17 protein-coding genes, 1 tRNA gene and 1 pseudogene are annotated in these 20,321 nt (G+C 67.6%); 5 read left to right on the top strand and 14 right to left on the bottom strand.

Going from position 1 to position 20,321, the window contains the following annotated elements:
- Positions 1-159: 159 nt before the first annotated feature.
- Together AC5DRG_RS13700 and AC5DRG_RS13695 are read left to right on the top strand one after the other, a co-directional pair.
- The gene (locus tag AC5DRG_RS13700) at positions 160-1,515 is read left to right on the top strand and encodes a pyridoxal phosphate-dependent decarboxylase family protein (RefSeq protein ID WP_491810610.1); all 1,356 of its coding nucleotides are present in this window, start codon (positions 160-162) and stop codon (positions 1,513-1,515) included.
- Positions 1,512-2,966 carry a lysine N(6)-hydroxylase/L-ornithine N(5)-oxygenase family protein gene (locus AC5DRG_RS13695; RefSeq protein ID WP_491810608.1) on the top strand — a complete coding sequence of 485 codons (1,455 nt, stop codon included), beginning with the start codon at positions 1,512-1,514 and terminating at the stop codon, positions 2,964-2,966. The genes AC5DRG_RS13700 and AC5DRG_RS13695 overlap by 4 nt, the downstream gene beginning before the upstream one ends.
- 97 nt (positions 2,967-3,063) lie before the next feature.
- Here AC5DRG_RS13695 and AC5DRG_RS13690 read toward each other — a convergent pair whose 3' ends face one another.
- Positions 3,064-4,869 (bottom strand): bifunctional metallophosphatase/5'-nucleotidase, encoded by a 1,806-nt coding sequence (locus tag AC5DRG_RS13690; RefSeq protein WP_491810606.1) that lies wholly within the window; start codon positions 4,867-4,869, stop codon positions 3,064-3,066.
- Positions 4,870-5,007: 138 nt separating this feature from the next.
- Here AC5DRG_RS13690 and AC5DRG_RS13685 point away from each other — a divergent pair, with 138 nt between their 5' ends.
- Positions 5,008-5,715 (top strand): SIMPL domain-containing protein, encoded by a 708-nt coding sequence (locus AC5DRG_RS13685; protein ID WP_491810604.1) that lies wholly within the window; start codon positions 5,008-5,010, stop codon positions 5,713-5,715.
- 133 nt (positions 5,716-5,848) lie between these two features.
- On the top strand, positions 5,849-7,285 hold the full coding sequence (gene pyk, locus AC5DRG_RS13680) for a pyruvate kinase (protein WP_491810602.1): 1,437 nt from the start codon (positions 5,849-5,851) through the stop codon (positions 7,283-7,285).
- 1 nt (position 7,286) lies between these two features.
- On the opposite strand, the gene AC5DRG_RS13675 is transcribed toward pyk, so the two are convergent.
- From AC5DRG_RS13675 to AC5DRG_RS13655, 5 genes and pseudogenes are all read right to left on the bottom strand, one after another.
- Complete coding sequence (locus AC5DRG_RS13675) at positions 7,287-7,928, bottom strand: alkyl sulfatase dimerization domain-containing protein (RefSeq protein WP_491810600.1); 642 nt, start codon at positions 7,926-7,928, stop codon at positions 7,287-7,289.
- 472 nt (positions 7,929-8,400) lie between these two features.
- A pseudogene (locus tag AC5DRG_RS13670) lies at positions 8,401-8,448 on the bottom strand (hypothetical protein); the annotation flags it as partial.
- A 200-nt stretch (positions 8,449-8,648) separates the two neighbouring features.
- Positions 8,649-8,783, bottom strand: a complete 135-nt coding sequence (locus tag AC5DRG_RS13665; RefSeq protein WP_491810598.1) for a hypothetical protein — start codon at positions 8,781-8,783, stop codon at positions 8,649-8,651.
- 106 nt (positions 8,784-8,889) lie between these two features.
- Positions 8,890-9,669 carry a helix-turn-helix domain-containing protein gene (locus tag AC5DRG_RS13660; RefSeq protein ID WP_491810596.1) on the bottom strand — a complete coding sequence of 260 codons (780 nt, stop codon included), beginning with the start codon at positions 9,667-9,669 and terminating at the stop codon, positions 8,890-8,892.
- 87 nt (positions 9,670-9,756) lie between these two features.
- A tRNA-Leu gene (locus tag AC5DRG_RS13655) sits at positions 9,757-9,840 on the bottom strand.
- 103 nt (positions 9,841-9,943) lie between these two features.
- Between AC5DRG_RS13655 and AC5DRG_RS13650 the strand changes: the two genes are divergently transcribed.
- Positions 9,944-10,600 carry an ANTAR domain-containing response regulator gene (locus tag AC5DRG_RS13650; protein ID WP_491810594.1) on the top strand — a complete coding sequence of 219 codons (657 nt, stop codon included), beginning with the start codon at positions 9,944-9,946 and terminating at the stop codon, positions 10,598-10,600.
- Positions 10,601-10,683: 83 nt separating this feature from the next.
- On the opposite strand, the gene AC5DRG_RS13645 is transcribed toward AC5DRG_RS13650, so the two are convergent.
- From AC5DRG_RS13645 to AC5DRG_RS13610, 8 genes are all read right to left on the bottom strand, one after another.
- The gene (locus tag AC5DRG_RS13645; RefSeq protein ID WP_491810592.1) at positions 10,684-11,400 is read right to left on the bottom strand and encodes an ABC transporter ATP-binding protein; all 717 of its coding nucleotides are present in this window, start codon (positions 11,398-11,400) and stop codon (positions 10,684-10,686) included.
- Positions 11,397-12,272: an ABC transporter ATP-binding protein gene (locus AC5DRG_RS13640; RefSeq protein ID WP_491810590.1), complete on the bottom strand. Its 876-nt coding sequence runs from the start codon at positions 12,270-12,272 to the stop codon at positions 11,397-11,399. The genes AC5DRG_RS13645 and AC5DRG_RS13640 overlap by 4 nt, the downstream gene beginning before the upstream one ends.
- 5 nt (positions 12,273-12,277) lie before the next feature.
- Positions 12,278-14,146, bottom strand: a complete 1,869-nt coding sequence (locus AC5DRG_RS13635) for a branched-chain amino acid ABC transporter permease (RefSeq protein WP_491813031.1) — start codon at positions 14,144-14,146, stop codon at positions 12,278-12,280.
- Positions 14,147-14,151: 5 nt separating this feature from the next.
- Positions 14,152-15,081, bottom strand: a complete 930-nt coding sequence (locus AC5DRG_RS13630; protein WP_491810588.1) for a branched-chain amino acid ABC transporter permease — start codon at positions 15,079-15,081, stop codon at positions 14,152-14,154.
- Positions 15,082-15,244: 163 nt separating this feature from the next.
- On the bottom strand, positions 15,245-16,465 hold the full coding sequence (locus AC5DRG_RS13625) for a branched-chain amino acid ABC transporter substrate-binding protein (protein WP_491810586.1): 1,221 nt from the start codon (positions 16,463-16,465) through the stop codon (positions 15,245-15,247).
- Between the two features lie 275 nt (positions 16,466-16,740).
- A complete protein-coding gene (locus AC5DRG_RS13620; protein ID WP_491810584.1) occupies positions 16,741-17,358 on the bottom strand; it encodes a hypothetical protein in 618 nt (205 codons plus the stop codon).
- A 58-nt stretch (positions 17,359-17,416) separates the two neighbouring features.
- Positions 17,417-17,905, bottom strand: coding sequence for a PaaI family thioesterase (locus AC5DRG_RS13615; RefSeq protein ID WP_491810583.1), 489 nt, complete (start codon positions 17,903-17,905; stop codon positions 17,417-17,419).
- 57 nt (positions 17,906-17,962) lie between these two features.
- Entirely contained in the window at positions 17,963-20,242 is a 2,280-nt protein-coding gene (locus AC5DRG_RS13610; RefSeq protein ID WP_491810581.1) for an FdhF/YdeP family oxidoreductase, read from the bottom strand.
- Positions 20,243-20,321: the final 79 nt, after the last annotated feature.

Here is a 20,321-nt window from a genome sequence, read left to right as displayed (position 1 = left end):
AACACCCCGCACACGAACCCGGCGCTCACAAACCCCGGCCAAAGCCCCGCAGGGCCATACACCCTTTCGGGTCTGGATCATCGGACTTTCCGGGCGCGTCCACCTCCGCGCGTACAAGCTGGAACTCCCCCTGCCCCGCGCCCCGGAGGAGACACGCCCATGAGCACGCCGCACCTCGCCTCAGGTCCCGAAGGCCCCGGCGCCCTGCGGCCGCTGCTGACCGTCGTCCTCGACGCGCTCCAGGACGGCGCACAGGCACGCGGGGGACCACTGCCCGCCGGCGGACCCGACGCCGTCGCCGAACGCATACGGGACACCCTGGGCGACGTACTGCCCGACGAAGGCGACCCGGACGCCCTGCGCGCCCTCGTGCACGCCTTCGCCGAAGGCGCCGCAGACCCCGCCGACCCCCTGTGCGCCGCACACCTGCACTGCCCGCCCCTCGCCGTAGCCACCGCCGCCGACCTCGCAGCCAGCGCCCTCAACCCCTCCCTCGACTCCTGGGACCAGGCCCCCGCCGCCTCCGCACTGGAAGCCATCGTCGCCCGCGCCCTCGCCCAGGAGGTGGGCGCCGCCGACGCCCTCGTCACCACCGGCGGCACCGAATCCAACCAGCTCGCCCTGCTCCTGGCCCGCGAGAAACACGGCAGCGTCCAACTCGTCCACGGCGCCAACGCCCACCACTCACTACCCCGCGCCGCCTGGCTGCTGGGCCTCCCCGACCCCGTCGTCGTCCCCGCACCCGCCGGCACCCTCGATCCCGCCGCCCTCGACGAAGCCCTCACCGACCTCACCGGCCCCCTGCTCGTCGCCGCCACCGCCGGCACCACCGACGCCGGCCTCATCGACCCCCTCCCCGAGATCGCCGGCCTCTGCGCCGCCCACGGCGCCCGCCTCCACATCGACGCCGCCTACGGGGGCGGGCTCACCTTCAGTGACCGCCACCGCGACAAACTCACCGGCCTCAAAGCCGCCCACACCATCACCCTCGACCTGCACAAACTCGGCTGGCAACCGGTCGCCGCCGGCCTCCTCACCGTCCGCCACCCCCGTGACCTCGCCGCCCTCACCCACCAAGCCGACTACCTCAACGCCGACGACGACACCGAAGCAGGCCTCCCCGACCTCCTCGGACGATCCCTGCGCACCACCCGCCGCCCCGACATCCTCAAAATCGCCGTCACGCTCAAAACCCTCGGCCGCACCGGCCTCGGCAACCTCGTCGACCAGGTCTGCGCCCGCGCCCGCGAGTTCGCCGCCCTCATCCAGAACCACCCCGGCTTCGAGCTCTACGACCCACCCACCATCAGCACCGTCCTGTTCCGGCCCGCCGAAGCCACCGACGAAGCCGTCGCCGCCGTACGCCGAAAACTCCTCCACGACGGCCGAGCCGTCCTCGGCCGCGCCAACCTCGACGGCCGGCTCTGGCTCAAAGCCACCCTCCTCAACCCCCACACCCGGCCCGACGACCTGGCCGCACTCCTGAAACTGGTGGAAGGAAACACCCCCCGATGAGCCAGCCCCCGACCAGCACAGCCCCCACACCGCCCAACCCCCCACGGCGCGAACCCGAAGCACCCCGCGACCTGGTCGGCATCGGCATCGGCCCCTTCAACCTCTCCCTCGCCGCCCTCGCCCACCCCCTCGCCGAACTCGACACCGCCTTCTACGAACAACGCCCCGGCTTCGACTGGCACCCCGGCCTCCTCATCGACGGCACCACCATCCAAGTCCCCTTCCTCGCCGACCTGGTGACCCTCGCCGACCCCGCCAACCCCTGGACGTTCCTCAACTACCTCAAGGCCCGCGACCGCCTCTTCCCCTTCTACTTCGCCGAGCGCTTCCACATCCAGCGCGCCGAATACGACGCCTACTGCCGCTGGGTCTGCGAAAACCTCCCCGGCCTCCACTTCGGCCACCAGGTCGACGCCATCCACTGGAACCCCGAACGCGACATCTTCGAAGTCGACTTCACCCAACTCGACACCGACGGAGAAGCCGAAGCCCTCGGCCGCACTTACACCAAGAACATCGTCCTCGGCGTCGGCACCACCCCCTACGTCCCCGACGCCCTCAAACCCCTCGTCGACGCGCCCACCGTCCCCGTCATCCACGCCGCCGACTACCTCGCACACCGCGACGCGTTCCTCGCCGCCGACCACATCACCGTCATCGGCTCGGGCCAGTCAGGCGCCGAAGTCTTCCTGGACCTCCTCCGCAACCGCCCCGCAGGCCGCGAGAAGATCCACTGGCTGGGCCGCAGCGAGGCCTTCGCCCCCATGGAGTACTCCAAACTCGGCCTCGAACACTTCACCCCCGACTACACCCGCTACTTCCACGCCCTCACCGAGCCCGTCCGCGACAAACTCGTCGCCGCCCAATGGCAGCTCCACAAAGGCATCGACGCCGACACCATCGCCGCCATCCACGACGAGCTCTACCGCCGCACCCTGCACGGCGGCTGGCCCGACACCGTCCTCACCCCCGGCGTCCACGTCCGCACCGCAGGACGCGTCGCCACCACCAAAGTCGAACTCCACCTCGAACACATCCAGCAGGGCACCCGCTCCCGCCTCACCACCGACGCCGTCATCCTCGCCACCGGCCACCGCGAACGCCCCCTCGGCCGCATCCTCGCCGGCCTCGACCCCTACCTACGCCGCGACAGCAGCGAACGCCCCCGCATCGACGAGCAGTTCCGCCTCGTCCTCGACCCCTCCATCACCGGCTCCGGCTGCAACATCTACGTCCAGAACGCCGAACTCCACACCCATGGCGTCGGCAGCCCCGACCTCGGCCTCGCCGCCTGGCGCAGCGCCACCATCCTCAACACCCTCACCGGCAAAGACCCCTACCCGCTGCCCACCCGCACCGCCTTCACCACCTTCGGCCTCGAACCACAACCCCACATCCCACCCGCCCGCCAGGCAACCCAGGTACTCACCCCGCTCGGCGAGGGACGCTGAAGCCGTCGCAGGTCAGGCAGCAGACATGCCAATGGCGTCGGCGCGAAAACCATCGCCGACGCCATCGAACTCAACCCACCGCTAGCCCACCGCGGTTCTAGAACACCGGCGTACCCTCACGCGTCAGCTTCCAGTCCACCGACGCGAACTCCGCCGGGTCCAGCACACCCTTCGCCGTCACCCACTCCGCGATCCGCGTCCGGATCTCCGTCGACTCCGCCCACACCTCGGTCGCCGACGCCACATGCGGGAACGCGCCACCACCGTTCGCACGGTAGTTGTTCACCGCGAACACGAACTGCTGCGCGTCATCCAGCGCCGCACCGTTGTACGTCAGGTTCTTGATCCGCGAACCCGCCGCCTGCGCGATGTCGATGTCGTAGACCAGCCCCGACACATAGTCGTAGTTGTAGTCCGGACGGCTGTTCGCGTTCGTCAGCGCCGCCGTGTCGATCACCGCGTCCGCCGCCGTCCGCACGAAGTACTCCGCCGAGTACTCCAGGTACGCCCGCACCTGCGCACCCGTCATCAACTTCGCGACCAGCGTGTTGTCGTACACATACAGCGACGACAAGTCCCGGATCGTCACCTCGCCCGCCGGGATCTCCGACGTCCGCGAGAACGGCGACGCCTGCGCGATCACCGGCAGCGACGCGTACTCCGTGCTCGCCAGCGCCGCCTTGACCACATCCTCCTGGACCTTCGTGATCAGGTCGATGATCGGAGCGTCCTTGTACCGCGCCTCGACCGTCGTCAGCGTCTCCGTCGCCGTACCGACCACCTGGTTGACGTACGCCACGACAATGTCGTGCTCGTCCTTCAGCAGCTTGGTGATCCTCGGGTCGTCGGCGACCGAGTTCGAGTTCAGCACCGACGCCGCCACCGACTCGACCGTCCACTTGCCCTTCTCCAGGACCAGCTCGAAGTCGAACAGCGACAACCGCTCCGCATACGCCAATGGCTCCGACAGGACAACCGTCTTGCCCGTCTCCGTGTTGGTGACCTTCAGCTCCGGGATCTCCACATGCGCGTGCCCGACCAGAATCGCGTCGATCCCCGGCACCTGCTGCGCCACCAACGCCGCCGAGTTCTCGACGTACGGCAGCTGGTCACCGTACGACGAAGTACCCGACGAACCCGAGTGCGCCGACACCACGACCACGTCCGCACCCATCGACCGCAGCTTCGGCACCCACTTCGCCGCCTGCTCCTCAAGCCCCGGGAACACCAGCTTGCCCTGCACATACGCCTTGTCCCAGATCGCGATACCCGGGTTCGTCAGACCCAGCACCGCCACCTTCACCGGCGGCGCACCCGCCACATGGAACTTCTTGATGAAGTAGGGCGGGAAGGCCGGCTTCAGCGTCTTCGCGTCCAGCGCGTTCGCACCGAGCAGGGGGAAGCGGCACTGCTCCTCGAACTTCCGCAGCGTCTCGATGCCGTAGTTGAACTCGTGGTTGCCCAGCGCCACCGCGTCATACCCGATCGCGTTCATCGCCTGCGCCATCGGGTGCACCGGACCACCCTTGGCCGTGATCGGGTCGACCTTCGCGTAGTAGTACGTCAGCGGGGTGCCCTGAATCGTGTCGCCGGCGTCGAGAAGCAGCGTGTTGCAACGCCCCTTCTCCGCACGCACCTGGTCCACCAGCGTCGAGATACGGGCCAGACCCTGCGCGTTGCCCTTGGAGTCGGTGTACTCCGCGTCCTTGAAGTAGTCCCAGTTGAAGATGTGCCCGTGCAGGTCCGTCGTCCCCATCACGGTGAACGAGTACCGCTTCACGGGCTTGCCCGGCTTCTTCGCCTCCGCAGCCTCCGCCGCCGGAGCACCCACCGCACCGGCGATCGCCACCCCGGCCCCGGTCACAGCGGACTTCTTCAGGAACTTCCGGCGGTTCAACGGCATGTCTGGCTCTCCTCGGGGAATGGTCAACGACGCGCGTAGATTCTGACCCGGGCATGCCGAACGGCAACAGCCCCCGCAGGTTTCGATCTGATGACCTGGCAGGCCCTTAACCAGGTAAGTAGTGACAGAGTGGGACGTATGACCGAGCCTTCACAGGAAGCCCCAGTCCCCTACGGCACCCCCGACGCCCCCCGCATCGCCGTACGCGGCGAAGCCCGCCTCGAAGTCGACCCCGAGATCGCCCGCATCGGCATCACCGTCGCCTCCCGAGGCAAGGACCGCCGAACCGCCCTCGACGACCTCACCCGCCGCAACACCACCGTCCTCGACCTCGTCAAGACCTACGGCGACGCAGTCGAACACCTCGAAACCGGCTCCTTCTCCATCACCCCCGAACTCAAGGAACGCGGCCGAGGCGAACGCATCCACGCCCACCACGGACGCGTCCACATCACCGCCGAACTCACCGACTTCACCGCCCTCGGCGAACTCACCACCCGCCTCGCCGACCTCGAACTCACCCGAGTCGACGGCCCCTGGTGGGCCCTGCGCCCCGACTCCCCGGCCTACCGCGAAGCACGCCAACAAGCCGTACGCGAAGCCGTCCAACGAGCACGGGAGTACGCGGAAGCGCTCGGCACGACGCTGGCAGCCCTCGTCGAATTGGCGGACATCGGCGCCGAGAACCCCGAGCCCCGCTTCGCCTCCGCCCAAGGCCGCATGCGCTCCATGGCCCACGCCGAAGCCGCCGAGGACACCGTCGCCGCACTCGACCTCGAACCCCAACGACAACACATCCACGCACAGGTCAACGCCCGCTTCACCATGCGACCGCCGCAGCTGTAGAAACAGTGATCGCATGCTCATCGGAGCACCCCTGCGCACAATTCAACAGTTGTCAATAACCCTTCACGCAAAGGTTGTTGGGTAGTCATGCACGGCCAATTCCCTACCCACCGGTAAGGCCTACGCTCGAAACATGCGCCGAGCAAAGATCGTCTGCACCCTGGGCCCCGCCACCGACTCGTACGACCAGATCAAAGCACTCGTCGAAGCCGGAATGGACGTCGCCCGATTCAACCTCAGCCACGGCACCTACGCCGAACACGAGGAGCGCTACCAGCGCGTGCGAAAGGCCTCCGACGAGACCGGCCGCAGCGTCGGCATGCTCGCCGACCTTCAAGGCCCGAAGATCCGACTCGGCCGATTCACCGAAGGCCCCGTACTCCTTGAACGCGGCGACACCTTCACCATCACCGTCGAAGAAGGCGCCGAAGGCGACCGCAACACCTGCGGCACCACCTACGACGGCCTCGCCACCGACGTCACCCCCGGCGAACGCATCCTCGTCGACGACGGCAAAGTCTGCCTCGAAGTCACCGCCGTCGACGGACCCCGCGTCCACACCACGGTCATCGAAGGCGGCATGGTCTCCGACCACAAAGGCCTGAACCTCCCCGGCGTCGCCGTCTCCGTCCCCGCCCTCTCCGACAAGGACCAGGCAGACCTCCGCTGGGCCCTGCGCACCGGCTTCGACGTCATCGCCCTCTCCTTCGTCCGCAGCGGCCGCGACATCGAAGACGTCCACCGCATCATGGACGAAGAACACCGCCGCCTCCCCGTCATCGCCAAGGTCGAGAAGCCCCAAGCAGTCGACGCCATCGACGACATCGTCGCCGCCTTCGACGGCATCATGGTCGCCCGCGGAGACCTCGGCGTAGAAATGCCCCTGGAGCAAGTCCCGATCGTCCAGAAGCGCGCGATCAAACTCGCCAAACGCAACGCCAAGCCCGTCATCGTCGCCACCCAGATGCTCGACTCGATGATCGACAACTCCCGCCCCACCAGGGCGGAAGCGAGCGACGTCGCCAACGCGGTGATCGACGGCACGGACGCGGTCATGCTCTCCGGCGAAACGAGCGTGGGCAAATACCCGATCGAGACCGTCCGCACGATGGCGAAGATCGTCGAGGCCGCGGAGGAGGACATCCTCGCCAAGGGCCTCCCACCCCTCACCGAACGCAACAAGCCCCGCACCCAAGGCGGCGCGGTCGCACGAGCGGCGGCAGAGATGGGCGACTTCCTCGGAGCGAAGTTCCTGGTCGCCTTCACCAAGTCCGGAGACACGGCACGCCGCCTCTCCCGCTACCGCTCGCCCATTCCCCTCCTCGCCTTCACCCCCGACCCGGCCACCCGTTCCCAGCTCAACCTGACATGGGGCATCGAGACCTTCCTCGGCCCCCACGTCGAGTCGACGGACGCGATGGTCGACCAGGTGGACGAACTGCTCCTGAAGTACGGCCGCTGCCAGAAGGGCGACATCGTCGTCATCACGGCAGGCTCGCCGCCCGGAGTCTCCGGATCCACGAACCTCGTCCGCGTCCACCACATCGGCGAGGACGACAGCCCCAAGTAACCTACGGCGTCACGATGTTGGAGTCGGCCGCAGGAGACACGATCACCGAGAACAACTCGGCGAGCAGCCCGACATCACCCGACGTCTCGATGGAGCCGAGCCCCTTCCCCGCCAACAGCTGAAGCAACTGCACCTTGTTCATGGTCAGCGTCAGCCCGGCGGAGGAGCTCGGCACGGCATCCACGGTATGCGTCAACACACCGTGCCTCAGCCGCGGCTTCACCCCCTCCCGCAGCTCCATCGCACCCGTGAGATAGAAGTTCCGCCAGACCGCGTTCTCCGTCGCGTACGCCAACTTTTCGTATACCTGGGCGAGCAGTTGCCGGGGCTTGTCATAGTCCGGCTCGGCGAAGACACAGTGATTGAGAAGGGTGGCGGCAAAACGAAGGTCGCCGTCCCGGATGAATCCACGGGCTTTCGAGATTGCCGAAGCCATACCGCCCAAGGCCTTGAGATAATGCTTGGCTTCGGCGACGGGCGGATGCTCCCACAGGTGTGCCGGATTGGCATCGAACCAGCCCATGTAACGCTGGTAAATGCTCTTCACGTTGTGACTGAGCGACCCGTAATACCCGCGATTCGCCCAGACTTCGGTGAGAGCCGGAGGGAGAACGAACTCCTCCGCGACTTCCCGCCCCGTCATACCAGGAGCGCGACGGTTTTGTCGTCCCCCACGGGGGCCAGTGATGCGAGGCGAAAGCGACATCGGCCTGGCCCCCGTACAGGCCGACAGCCTCAGTCAGATACGCGGCCCATTGCTTGGCGTCCCGGAAGTTCATCTCGGCGGGCGCCTCCGTCCCGGGCGTCATCTGGAACTCGATGACAACACCGTCGAGAGTCTCGCGCTGCCCGGTCTCGGAGACGTACCTGGTGGGTTCGAGCAGCCAGATGGTCCCGGTGGAGATGTTCTGCCCGAGCCCACAACCGATCTGCCCGGCGGGCCCCTTGTCGAGCTGAGCGCCGTACATGTAGATGGAACGTCGGGTCATCGCCGTCCCCGCGAAGACGTTCTCGGAGACGGCGTGCTCCATGAAGCCCTCGGGGGCCAGGATGGGCACGTCGCCGGCACCGTCCGGGAGGACGCCTCGGCAGCCGCCGTAGTGGTCGACGTGCGGGTGGGTGTAGATGAGACCGGTGACCGGCTTGTCGGCGGCGCCGGCCACGTTGTCGCGGACAGCTTGAGCGCGGCGGCCGCGGTCTCGGCCGAGATGAGGGGGTCGATGACGATGACGCCGGTGTCGCCCTCGACGATCGTCATGTTGGAGAGGTCGAGTCCACGGACCTGATAGATCCGGTCGGTGACCTTGTAGAGCCCCTGCTTCTGCACGAGCCGGGACTGCCGCCAGAGACTGGCGTTCGCGGTCTAGGGCGCGTTCCCTTCGAGGAAAGCGTAGGCGTCGTTGTCCCCGACGACATCACCGGCGGCAACGGATTCCGGGCCCACGGCAACGGCGGCAGCGGCTGCGACGACGAAGCCTCGTCGGTTGAGGGGGGTCATGCCGCCGAAGATCTCCGGCGGGGTTTGGCAGGCCAACCTCTGTGGCGGGATTTGGGGGAGGTCCCAGTGGGGGTGGGGGTGGTTTGTGATGCGTCATATTGCGGGGTCAGTACTTTGGGCCTACGTGGGTGTCGAGGAGAGCGACGGAGGCCTTCTTGGCGACGGAGATGTTGTACGGGTTGCCGTTTCGGGTGCAGTGCGTCCACTCGATGCCGAGCTTGTCGAAGGTGTCGGTGCAGAGGCGGCGGATGTCGTCGGAGACGTTCGTGAAGAAGTACCGGGGGTATTCGTAGCGCTTGCTCTCACCGGCGACGATACGAGTCGTCCAGTTGGTGATGCGGCACCCGTCGGAGTGGATGAGCCCGCGGATGAATTCCCAGGGGTGGGCATCGACGACTTCCTGCTGCCAGGGCTCAAGGGCGATTCGCCGATCGTGCTTCTTGCCGGGACCGTGCTGGGGGAACATGCAGGTCCAGTGCTTGGTGTACGACTTCACCTCGACGCAGCCCGGCTTGTAGCGCTGTCTCACGCTGGGTAGGGGCATCACCTTGCGCATCGCGTCCTCGGCGGCTTCGATCAGGCCGGTCTGCGTGGCGTTGCAGAAGATGGACAAGTGGTGCTGCTTGGGCTTCGAGATGATGTGGCCGTCGCCGAGATAGAGGCCCAGGAGGTACGCGTACGCGGCGTTGTCGAATTCGCGGCCGGTGCACTGGGGGCAGTCGGTGGGCTGCTCGTAGGTCTCGCCGCGGACTTTGCGGTCCTCGCTGCGCCACCAGCCGACAGTCCCCCGTGGGACGTTGAGGCGAGCCGCGACTGTCCCGTTCGGGACGCCTTGGCGCATGAGTGCGACAGCTTGTGCGCGAATCGAAGGACTGTGCTGTTCCATGCGGCCACTCTGTGTCACGGATCATGGCCGCACGTAGCAAAAAGCGGAGAATCACGCGAACGTGATCCTCCGCTTTCGTTTCCTGAGTGCCCGGTGTGGGATTCGAACCCACATGCCCGAAGGCACGGTGGTTTGAGCACCGCGAGTCTGACCAGATTCCTCCAACCGGGCAGGTTGTGGATCTGGAGGGAAGTGTACCGGGTCACCGCAGCTGGCTGCAGCTAGGTAGGCTCTTGGGCAGCAGCACATGCCCGGCCCGTAATGAGGAGCCCCCGTGACCGCCCCCGAGTCGCCCCAGCCCGTAGACGCGCCCGACGACGACAAGTCGCACGTGCCTCCGCTGACGACCCGTGTCGTCATCGCCGAGGACGAGGCGCTGATCCGCCTCGACCTCAAAGAGATGCTGGAGGAGGAGGGCTACACCGTAGTCGGCGAGGCCGGTGACGGTGAGCAGGCCGTCGAGCTTGCCCGTGAGCACCAGCCGGACCTCGTGATCCTCGACGTGAAGATGCCCAAGTTGGACGGCATCTCGGCGGCGGAGCAGATCGCCGCGGAGAGCATTGCGCCCGTTCTCATGCTCACCGCCTTCTCTCAGCGCGACCTCGTGGAGCGCGCTCGGGATGCCGGTGCGATGGCGTATCTCGTGAAGCCGTTCAGCAAGAGCGATGTCGTGCCGGCGATCGAGATGGCGGTGTCGCGCTTCAACGAGTTGCGCCAGTTGGAGAAGGAGGTCGCGGACCTCACGCTGCGTCTGGAGACCCGCAAGCTGGTGGACCGGGCGAAGTCGATTCTGCAGACGGAGTACGGCCTGACGGAGCCGGCCGCGTTCCGTTGGATTCAGAAGACGTCGATGGACCGGCGTATGTCGATGCAGCAGGTCGCGGAGGCCGTGATCCTGGACGCCGACGAGAAGAAGGCCAACAAGGGCTGACCCCTCCAGGTCAAGCGAAGAGGCCCGCGTCCCCCCAGCAGGGGGCGCGGGCCTCTTCGTATAGCCACAAAGGCAGGAAGACCTCAGTCCTCGCCCAGGTACGCCTTCCGTACCGACTCATCCGTGAGCAGGTCGGAGCCTGCGCCGGAGAGGACGATGCTGCCGACCTCCATGACGTGGCCCTGGTCGGCCAGCGACAGTGCTGCCTGGGCGTTCTGTTCGACGAGGAGGATCGTCGTGCCCTGGGACTTGAGCTCGGAGATGGTCGCCATGATCTTCTGCATCATGATCGGCGAGAGGCCCATGGAGGGTTCGTCGAGCATGAGGAGCTTGGGCTGGGACATCAGGGCCCTGCCCATGGCCAGCATCTGCTGCTCGCCGCCCGAGAGGGTTCCTGCGGCCTGCTTGCGACGCTCGCCCAGGATCGGGAAGAGGTCGTAGGCGCGCTGGATGTCCTTCTCGATGCCTTCCTTGTCCTTCCTCAGGAAGGCGCCGAGTTGGAGGTTCTCGGCGATGGTGAGGCGGGGGAAGATGTGCCGGCCCTCGGGGGAGTGGGCGAGGCCCAGGGCGACGATCTTGTGGGCGGCGACGCCGGTGAGGGGCTTGCCGTCGAACATGATCTTGCCGCTTGTGGGGGTCAGGAGGCCCGAGAGGGTGCGCAGGGTGGTGGTCTTACCGGCGCCGTTGGTGCCGATGAGGGTGACGACCTGGCCGGCTTCGACGCTGAAGGAGATGCCCTTGACGGCTTCGATCTTGCCGTAGGAGACCCTGAGGTCCTCGACCTCTAGCAGTGCGGTCACTGGGCGTCTCCCTTGGTGCTGGCGGTGCTCTCCGCGTCGGCGGGGGTGGCGTCGGCGGCTGCTTCCGCCGCTTCGACCTCCGCGACCTCGGCCTCTCCGGGGTCGCCTTCGAAGGGTTCGCCGAGGTAGGCGGCGATGACGCGTTCGTCGGCCTGGACGACCTCGGAGGTGCCTTCGACGAGTTTTTCGCCTTGGACGAGGACGGCTACGCGGTCGCAGAGGTTGAAGATGAAGCGCATGTCGTGCTCGATGACGAGTACGGCTACGCCCTTGTCGCGGATGGCGAAGACCAACTCTTCGGCGGCGCGCGTCTCCTGGGGGTTCATGCCGGCTGTCGGCTCGTCCAAGAGCAGCAGGCCCGGCTCCGACGCCAGTGCGCGCGCGATCTCCAGCTTGCGCTGTTCGCCGTAGGGGAGGTTGCGTGCCAGGTGGTCGCGCTTGTTCGCCAGGCCGATGAACTCCAGGAGTTCCATGGCCCGTTCTTCGCTCGCCCTTTCGGCCTTCTTGAAGCCGGGGCCGCGGAGGAGGGCCGAGAGGAGGCCTTCCTTGGTGCGGGTGTGGCGGCCTACGAGGACGTTTTCCAGGACCGTCATGTTGGCGAACAGGCGGATGTTCTGGAAGGTGCGGGCGATGCCTGCCTGGGTCACCAGGTGGGGCTTGGGCGGGAGCACCGTGCCCTTGTAGGAGACCTTGCCCTCGGTGGGGACGTAGAGGCCGGTCAGGCAGTTGAAGAAGGTTGTCTTGCCTGCGCCGTTGGGGCCGATGAGGCCGACGATTTCGCCGGCGTTGACCGTGAAGTCGACGCTGCGGACGGCGGTGAGGCCGCCGAAGCGCATGGTGACGTCGCGGGCTTCGAGTACTGGTGTCGTCATGTTGGTCACGCCCCCGCCTTGGTGACGGCCGGTTCGTCGGTCAGCGTCGCTTGTTCTGGTACGTCGAGTTGGCCGGTCTCGTGGAATTCGAGCTGGCGGCGACGGTTGGCGATGATGCCTTCGGGGCGGAAGCGCATCAGGAGGATGAGCGCGATGCCGAAGGCGAGGAGCGACTTGTCCTGGAGGAAGACGAGCTTTTCCGGGAGTAGGTAGAGCAGGGCTGCGCCGAGGAGGGGGCCTGCGACTGTGCCCATGCCGCCGAGGACCACCGCGGCCAGCAGGAACGCCGAGTTGGGGGGCGTGGAGCCTGCGAACTGGTACGGGGTGGGGACCACGCTGTACGTCACGTGGGCGCTGACCGTGCCTGCCAGGCCTGCGAGGGAGGCGCCGAGTGCGAAGGCGGTGAGCTTGACGCGGAAGCCGTTGATGCCCATGGCGGTGGCGGCGGTTTCGTCCTCGCGGATGGCGATCCAGGAGCGGCCGATGCGGGAGTCGGCGGCGCGGGTGTAGACGAGGACGACGATGGCCATGATCAGGACCATCAGGAGGTAGTAGTTGGCGAATCGGCCGAGGGTGAATCCGGCGACGTCGTGGGGTTCCCCGAGGTTGAAGCCGAGGAGGTTCAGGTCGGGGATGGAGGGGATGCCGTTGGGGCCGTTGGTGATGTCGGGGCCGGAGACGCCGTCCATGTTGTTGACGGCGATGCGGAAGATTTCTCCGAAGCCGAGGGTGACGATGGCGAGGTAGTCGCCGCGCAGTCGCAGGGTGGGGGCGCCGATGAGGACGCCGAAGACGAGGCTGGCGGCTGCGCCGGTGAGGGCGGCGGCCCAGAAGGGGAACTGGACGCCGGCGAAGCGGGAGAACTCGGAGCCGGAGACGAGGGCGGCGGTGTAGGCGCCGACGCCGAGGAAGGCGACGTATCCGAGGTCGAGGAGTCCGGCGAGGCCGACGACGATGTTGAGGCCCAGGGCGACGGTGCCGAAGATGAGGATGTTGACGCCGATGTTGGCGTAGTGGTCGTCGGTCTGGGTGAAGGGGAAGGCGATGGCCGCGACGAAGCCCATGGCGAGCGTGAAGCTGCGGTTGTGGGCGACGAGGCGGGAGAAGCGGTCCATGAGGCCGGCGGTGTGGGCGGCCCAGGCGGCGAAGACCACGAGGATCAGGTAGCCGATGAAGAGTTCGCCGTATTCGGTGTCGATGCCGTAGGTGAAGACGCCGAGGCCGATCGCGGTGACGATCGTGATGATGAGGCGTTCGAGCCACGGGGTGACGGGCTGGGCGGCCGGGATGGTGTCGGGCTTGTGGAGGTAGGCGATGAGGCCCTTCAAGCCGGCGATGACGATCCGGGCGGGGGAGCCCTTGCGGGCGGCGGTGAAGGCTTCCTTGGCGGCGGCGGTTTCCTCGGCTTCGGCGGGGAGCGCGAAGGCGCCGATGACGGCGGCGAGGGAGGCCACTGCGGCGATGTATGCGCCTGGTTCGAGGTTGACGACTCCGCCGAGTTTGGTGGAGATCGCGATGACGGTGTACCAGGTGGTGCCGAGGGCGCCGAGTGCGGCGAGGAGCGTGGGCGTGTTGTTGCCCGCGGGGGTGAGCCAGCGCAGGCCGCGGATGCCCTGTCCGGAGAGGGCCAGGAGGGCGACCAGGATGCCACCGGTGAAGGTGAGCCACTGGAGGCCGCCGGGGTATCCGGTGATGGTGAGGTCGCCGGGGAACTCGGAGGTCCAGGTCCAGGCGAGGAACGCGGAGGCGGCCGTGGCGATGCCGCCGGCGAGGGTGAGGATGCGGGCGGCGCCGGGGGCCATGGGTATGAGGCCGGGGGCGGGGGTCGCCGTGGGCGTGCCGCTGGTTTCGGGGGTCTGCTGGATGTCGGTCATCTTGATCACGCCCTGTCCGCGACACGTTCGCCGAGCAGGCCTTGTGGCCTGACAAGCAGCACGATGATGAGGAGGGCGAAGGCCCAGACGTCGGCCCAGCCCTGGCCGCCGAGCTGCTGCATGCCGGGGACGCCGTCGATGTAGGCGGAGGCGAGGGTCTCGGCGACGCCGAGGACGAGTCCGCCGAGCATGGCGCCGTAGATGTTGCCGATGCCGCCGAGGACGGCCGCGGTGAAGGCCTTGAGGCCCATGAGGAAGCCCATGCGGTAGTCGACGTTGCCGTACTTCATGCCGTAGGCGACGGCTGCTACGGCGGCGAAGAAGCCGCCGATGGCGAAGGCGATGACGATGATGCGGTTGGTGTCGATGCCCATGAGCTGTGCGGTGTCCGGGTCCTGGGCGGTGGCCTGCATGGCGCGGCCGGTGCGGGACTTGCGGACGAAGTAGGCGAGGGCCGACATGCAGATGATGGCGGCGGCCACGAGGAAGATGTCGGCGTCCTTGATGGTGACGGAGCCGATGTCGTGGGTGGTGTCGAGGCCGGGGAACGCGCGGGCGCGGTCGGCGTCGGGGTAGAAGTTGCGGACGACTTCCTGGAGGGCCAGGGAGAGGCCGATCGCGGTGATGAGCGGTGCCAGGCGTGGTGCTCCGCGCAGTGGTCGGTAGGCGAACCGTTCCGCTCCGACGGCGATGAGGATGGCGACGAGGCCGCCGCCTATCAGCATCAGGGGGACGGCTACGGCCATGGGGGTGCCGTCGGGGAGGATGTAGAAGTAGACCGTGAGGGCTCCGAAGCCGCCGGTCATGAAGATCTCGCCGTGCGCGAAGTTGATGAGCTGGACGATGCCGTACACCATCGTGTAGCCGATGGCGATGAGCCCGTACATCGAGCCTAGGAGCAGCCCGTTGGCCAGCTGCTGCGGCAGGGTGTTCACCGCGTGGCCTCCATTGTCGCTGGTGGTCGTGTGCACTGGTCGCGTGCAAGGTCGTGGATGCACTTGTCGCGTGCGGGGTGTGGGGGTGTGGAAACGGGCCGCGCGGTCGGGGTCCTTCCTTCCGCGCGGCCCGTGATGCGGTGTGTCTTGGTGCTGCTGTGGGTCAGCCGGCGGTGCCGGTCTTCACAGCCTTCCACGCGCCGTTTTCGACCTGGTAAACCGTGAGCTGCTTGTTCGTGGTGTCGCCGTACTCGTCGAAGGAGACGTTGCCGGTGATGCCTTCGAAGTTGGACTTCTGGACGGCGTCGACGACCGAGGAGCGCAGGGCGTTGATGTCGGTGGGGACCTTGCCGTCGTTGGCGTCGACGGCGACCTTCACGGCCTTGATGATGGCGCTGGCGGCGTCGTAGGAGTAGGCGCCGTAGGCGCCGTAGTCGCCCTTGTAACCCTTGCTCTTGTAGGTGCTGACGAAGGTCTTGGCGGCCGGCAGGGTGTCGGCGGGGACACCGATGGCGGTGGCGAAGTCGCCTTCGGCGGCGTCGCCGGCGGTCTCGATGTAGGTGGAGGCGAACATGCCGTCACCACCGAACAGCGGGATGTCGACGCCGGCGTCCTTCATCTGCTTGGTGAGCAGGGAGGACTCGTCGTACTGGCCGCCGTAGTAGAGCAGGTCGGCGCCGGAGTTCTTGATCTTGGTGACGAGGGAGCCGAAGTCCTTGGCGCCGGTGTTGACGTGGTCGGTGGCCACGACGGTGCCGCCGAGTTCCTTGAACTGGTCGTTGAAGATCGCTGCCAGACCGGCGCCGTAGGTCTGCTTGTCGTCGACGACGAAGGCCTTCTTCTTCTTGATCCCGTTGAAGGCGTAGTCGGCGGCGAAGCTGCCCTGGAGCTCGTCGGTGGTGGCGGTGCGGAAGTACGTGTCGTACGGCCGCTTCTTGTCCGTCTGCCAGTTCTTGCCCTGGGTCAGCTCGGGGTTGGTGTTCGAGGGGGAGATCTCGACCATGTCGGCCTGGGCGAAGACCTGCTGCATCGACTGGGCGACGCCGGAGTTCAGGGGGCCGACGGCGCCGACGGCGGTCTTGTCGCCGACGATTGACGTGGCGTTGGACTGGCCGGTGGCGGGCTGCGCCTTGTCGTCCAGGGCGGTGAGCTTGAACTTCACGCCGGGGACCCAGTTGTTCTTGTTGGCGTCGTCGACGGCGATCTGGGCGCCGTACTGGATGCCGAGGCCGGTGGTGGAGTTCTCACCGGACAGGGGGGCGTCGACTGCGATGGTCAGGGTGGTGCTGCCACTGTCACCGCTGCTGTCGTCGCTGTCGTCGCGGGATCCGCAGGCCGTGAGGGTCAGGGCTCCCGTGGTGAGTACGGCGGTAACTATCAGCAAGGAACGCTGTCGCACAATCAGTCCTTTCCGCAGGCACGTCCGCCCCTGTTGGGTACGGCTGGTGCCGCGTGGGTACCGAACTCCCGGTGGAGCGGTGACTGGCCGTGACTCTAAGCCCGGTCTGTAGGCAAGGGCATCGTCGTGCGCTGGCTTGTGACTTTCTTGTTATGACGTGCATGTTGGTGAACATGTTTGAAGGGCGCTCTCAGCCGGTTTGGCTCAAATTCCGCTCAGTCCACATTTTGAGAACCCGCACTTCCGGTTGGCAGTGGGCCCTACTGGGCGTTTCCGGGGTCGCAGGCCTTGTGGAGGAGTTCGGAAAGGTCCCGGGAGAATGCCCCGCCGAAGATGAAACTGTGGTGTTGTATTGCGCGCGTGTTACGCAGCGTTACGTCTAGGAACGGAAGATCAGCGTTCAGGGGCAGGCCGTAACAATTGGATACAGAGATCTCGACCGTGATCCGGCGGGTGGTTCCGGCCTGCACGGTGAAGGCGGGGTCGGGGGTGGCGTGGGCGGTGAGTCCGTCGAAGGCGGTGCCGGTGACGCGCAGGGTGACGGGGGTTCCGCTGTGCACGGTGACGGCGAAGCGGAAGTAGCCGCTGGTGGTGGGGGAGTCGGTGGTCTGGGCGAGGCCGAGGTAGCGCCAGCCGGTGGCGTTGGCGGGCCAGGGCACCTGGGCGGTCTCGTCGGTGGCGGCGCGGTTGGAGGGCGGGAACAGGACGACTCCGGTCGCCGCGAAGGCGATCACGCCTGCCGCCGCGGCGGCTTTGCGCGTTCGCGGCGACAGAGCGTTCCAACGGTCGGTCAGGCGTGGTGCGTCGGTGCCGATGACGTCGTAACTGCCGTCCGTCTCCGACGAGTCGATGGGCTCGACGGGGCCGATTCCACTCATGGCCGCAGCCTCATGGGGCAACCGTACCCACCGGTTCGCAGTGGTGCACGGGAGTCTTTCAGCGGGCGTTGTTCAGTCGCTGTGCGTCGCTGGGGTTGACGTCCCGCAGCATGCAGGTGAGCCGTGCGCTGCACACGCGCTTGCCGTCCTCGTCGCTGATGACGATCTCGTACGTCGCCGTGGAGCGCCCTCGGTGCAGGGGTGTGGCCACGCCGGTGACGAGGCCGGAGCGGGCGCCGCGGTGGTGGGTGCAGTTGAGGTCGACGCCGACGGCGATCTTGGAGCTGCCGGCGTGCAGCATGGAGCCGACGGAGCCGAGCGTTTCGGCGAGGACGGCGGAGGCGCCGCCGTGGAGGAGTCCGTAGGGCTGGGTGTTGCCCTCCACGGGCATGGTGCCGACGACGCGGTCCGCGGAGGCCTCGACGATCTGTACGCCCATGCGGTTGCCGAGGTGTCCGGCGGAGAACATGGCGACGAGGTCGACGCCGAGTGCGGCGTACTCGTCGATGACCTCCTGCGGGAACTTCGCGTGCTGCTGTTCGCCCATGGGGCCCGGCTCCGTTTCGTCGTGTTCCGCGCGGCTGGCTGCCGGCTGAGCAAACGCTCAGTCGGTTGCCGATTGTTCCAGACGGACGACGACGGACTTGCTGGCAGGGGTGTTGCTGGTGTCGGCGGTGGCGTCGAGCGGGACGAGGACGTTGGTCTCCGGGTAGTAGGCGGCGGCGCAGCCACGGGCGGTCGGGTAGTGCACGACGCGGAAGCCGGGGGCGCGGCGCTCCACGCCGTCCTTCCACTCGCTGACGAGGTCGACGTAGGAGCCGTCGGCGAGGTGGAGGGTGGCGGCGTCCTCGGGGTTCACGAGCACGACCCGGCGGCCGTTCTTGATGCCGCGGTAGCGGTCGTCGAGGCCGTAGATCGTGGTGTTGTACTGGTCGTGCGAGCGCAGGGTCTGCAGCAGCAGGCGGCCCTCGGGGAGCGCCGGGTACTCGACCGGGGCGGCGGTGAAGTTGGCCTTGCCGGTGGCGGTGGGGAAGCGGCGCTCGTCGCGCGGGGCGTGCGGCAGCGTGAAGCCGGCCGGGTCGGCCACGCGCGCGTTGAAGTCCTCGAAGCCGGGGATGACGCGCGCGATGCGGTCGCGGACGGCTCCGTAGTCCTTCTCGAACTCCTCCCAGGGCGTCCTGCTGTCCTCGCCGAGCACCCTGCGGGCCAGCCGGGCCACGATGGCCGGCTCGGACAGCAGGTGGCCGCTGGCGGGCTCCAGGCGGCCGCGGGAGGCGTGCACCATGCCCATGGAGTCCTCGACGGTCACGAACTGCTCGCCGCTGCCCTGGAGATCACGCTCCGTCCTGCCCAGGGTGGGCAGGATGAGGGCACGCGCGCCCGTGACGGCGTGTGAGCGGTTGAGCTTCGTCGACACGTGCACGGTCAGCCGGGCGCGCCGCATGGCCGCCTCGGTGACCTCGGTGTCGGGGGACGCGGAGACGAAGTTGCCGCCCATCGCGAAGAAGATCTTCGCCTTGTCGTCACGCATCGCGCCGATGGCCCGTACGACGTCGTAGCCGTGCCCGCGCGGAGGGGCGAAGCCGAACTCCTTCTCCAGGGCGTCCAGGAAGGCCGGCGCGGGCCGCTCGAAGATGCCCATGGTGCGGTCGCCCTGCACGTTGGAGTGGCCGCGCACCGGGCACACGCCCGCGCCCGGGCGGCCGATGTTGCCGCGCAGGAGAAGGAAGTTGACGACCTCGCGGATGGTGGGGACGGAGTGCTTGTGCTGGGTGAGGCCCATGGCCCAGCAGACGATGGTGCGCTCGGAGGCGAGGACCATGCGCAGGGCCGCCTCGATCTCCTTCCGGGTCAGTCCGGTGGCCGTGAGCGTCTCGTCCCAGTCGGCGGCGTGGGCGGCCTCGGCGAACTCCTCGTAGCCGTGGGTGTGTTCGCGGACGAAGTCCTCGTCGACGGCACCCTCTGTGTCGAGGATCAGCTTGTTGAGAAGGCGGAAGAGGGCCTGGTCGCCGCCGATGCGGATCTGCAGGAACAGGTCGGTGAGCGCGGCGCCCCTGAGCATGCCCTGCGGGGTCTGCGGGTTCTTGAACCGCTCAAGGCCCGCCTCGGGCAGCGGGTTCACGCTGATGATCTTCGCGCCGTTGGCCTTGGCCTTCTCCAGGGCGGAGAGCATCCGGGGGTGGTTGGTGCCCGGGTTCTGACCTGCGACGACGATCAGGTCGGCTTTGTAGAGGTCTTCGAGCAGGACGCTGCCCTTGCCGATACCGATCGTCTCGGTGAGCGCCGAACCGGACGACTCGTGGCACATGTTGGAGCAGTCCGGCAGGTTGTTGGTGCCGAACTCGCGGGCGAACAGCTGGTAGAGGAACGCGGCCTCGTTGCTGGTGCGGCCCGAGGTGTAGAAGAGGGCCTCGTCGGGGGAGGCGAGGGCCTTCAGCTCCTCCGCGATGATGTCGAAGGCGCGCTCCCAGGTGACCGGTTCGTAGCGCTCGCCCCCTTCGGGGAGGTACATGGGATGCGTGAGGCGGCCCTGCTGGCCCAGCCAGTAGCCGCTGCGGGTCGCGAGGTCGGCGACCGTGTGCGCGGCGAAGAAGTCCGGGGTGACCCGGCGCAGGGTGGCCTCCTCGGCGACCGCCTTCGCGCCGTTCTCACAGAACTCCGCCGCGTGCCGGTGCTCCGGCTCCGGCCAGGCGCAGCCCGGGCAGTCGAAACCGTCCTTCTGGTTCACCCGCAGCAGCGTCAGCGCGGTGCGCTTCACGCCCATCTGCTGCTGGGCGATACGCAGGGTGTGCCCGATCGCCGGGAGTCCCGCCGCCGTGTGCTTCGGCTCTGCGACCTGCGGAGCGTCCTGGACCGGATCACTCGTGGGCGGCTTCGTGGCCATCGCGGCGCTCTCCTTCGGTGATGCGTGTGCGGTACATCTCCGATCCTCGCACGCGGCGCTGACAACGACCGAGGCCGGG

The sequence above is a fragment of the Streptomyces sp. JLBG701 genome (genome assembly GCF_058544905.1).
This window is presented reverse-complemented; position numbering and strand designations above follow the sequence as displayed.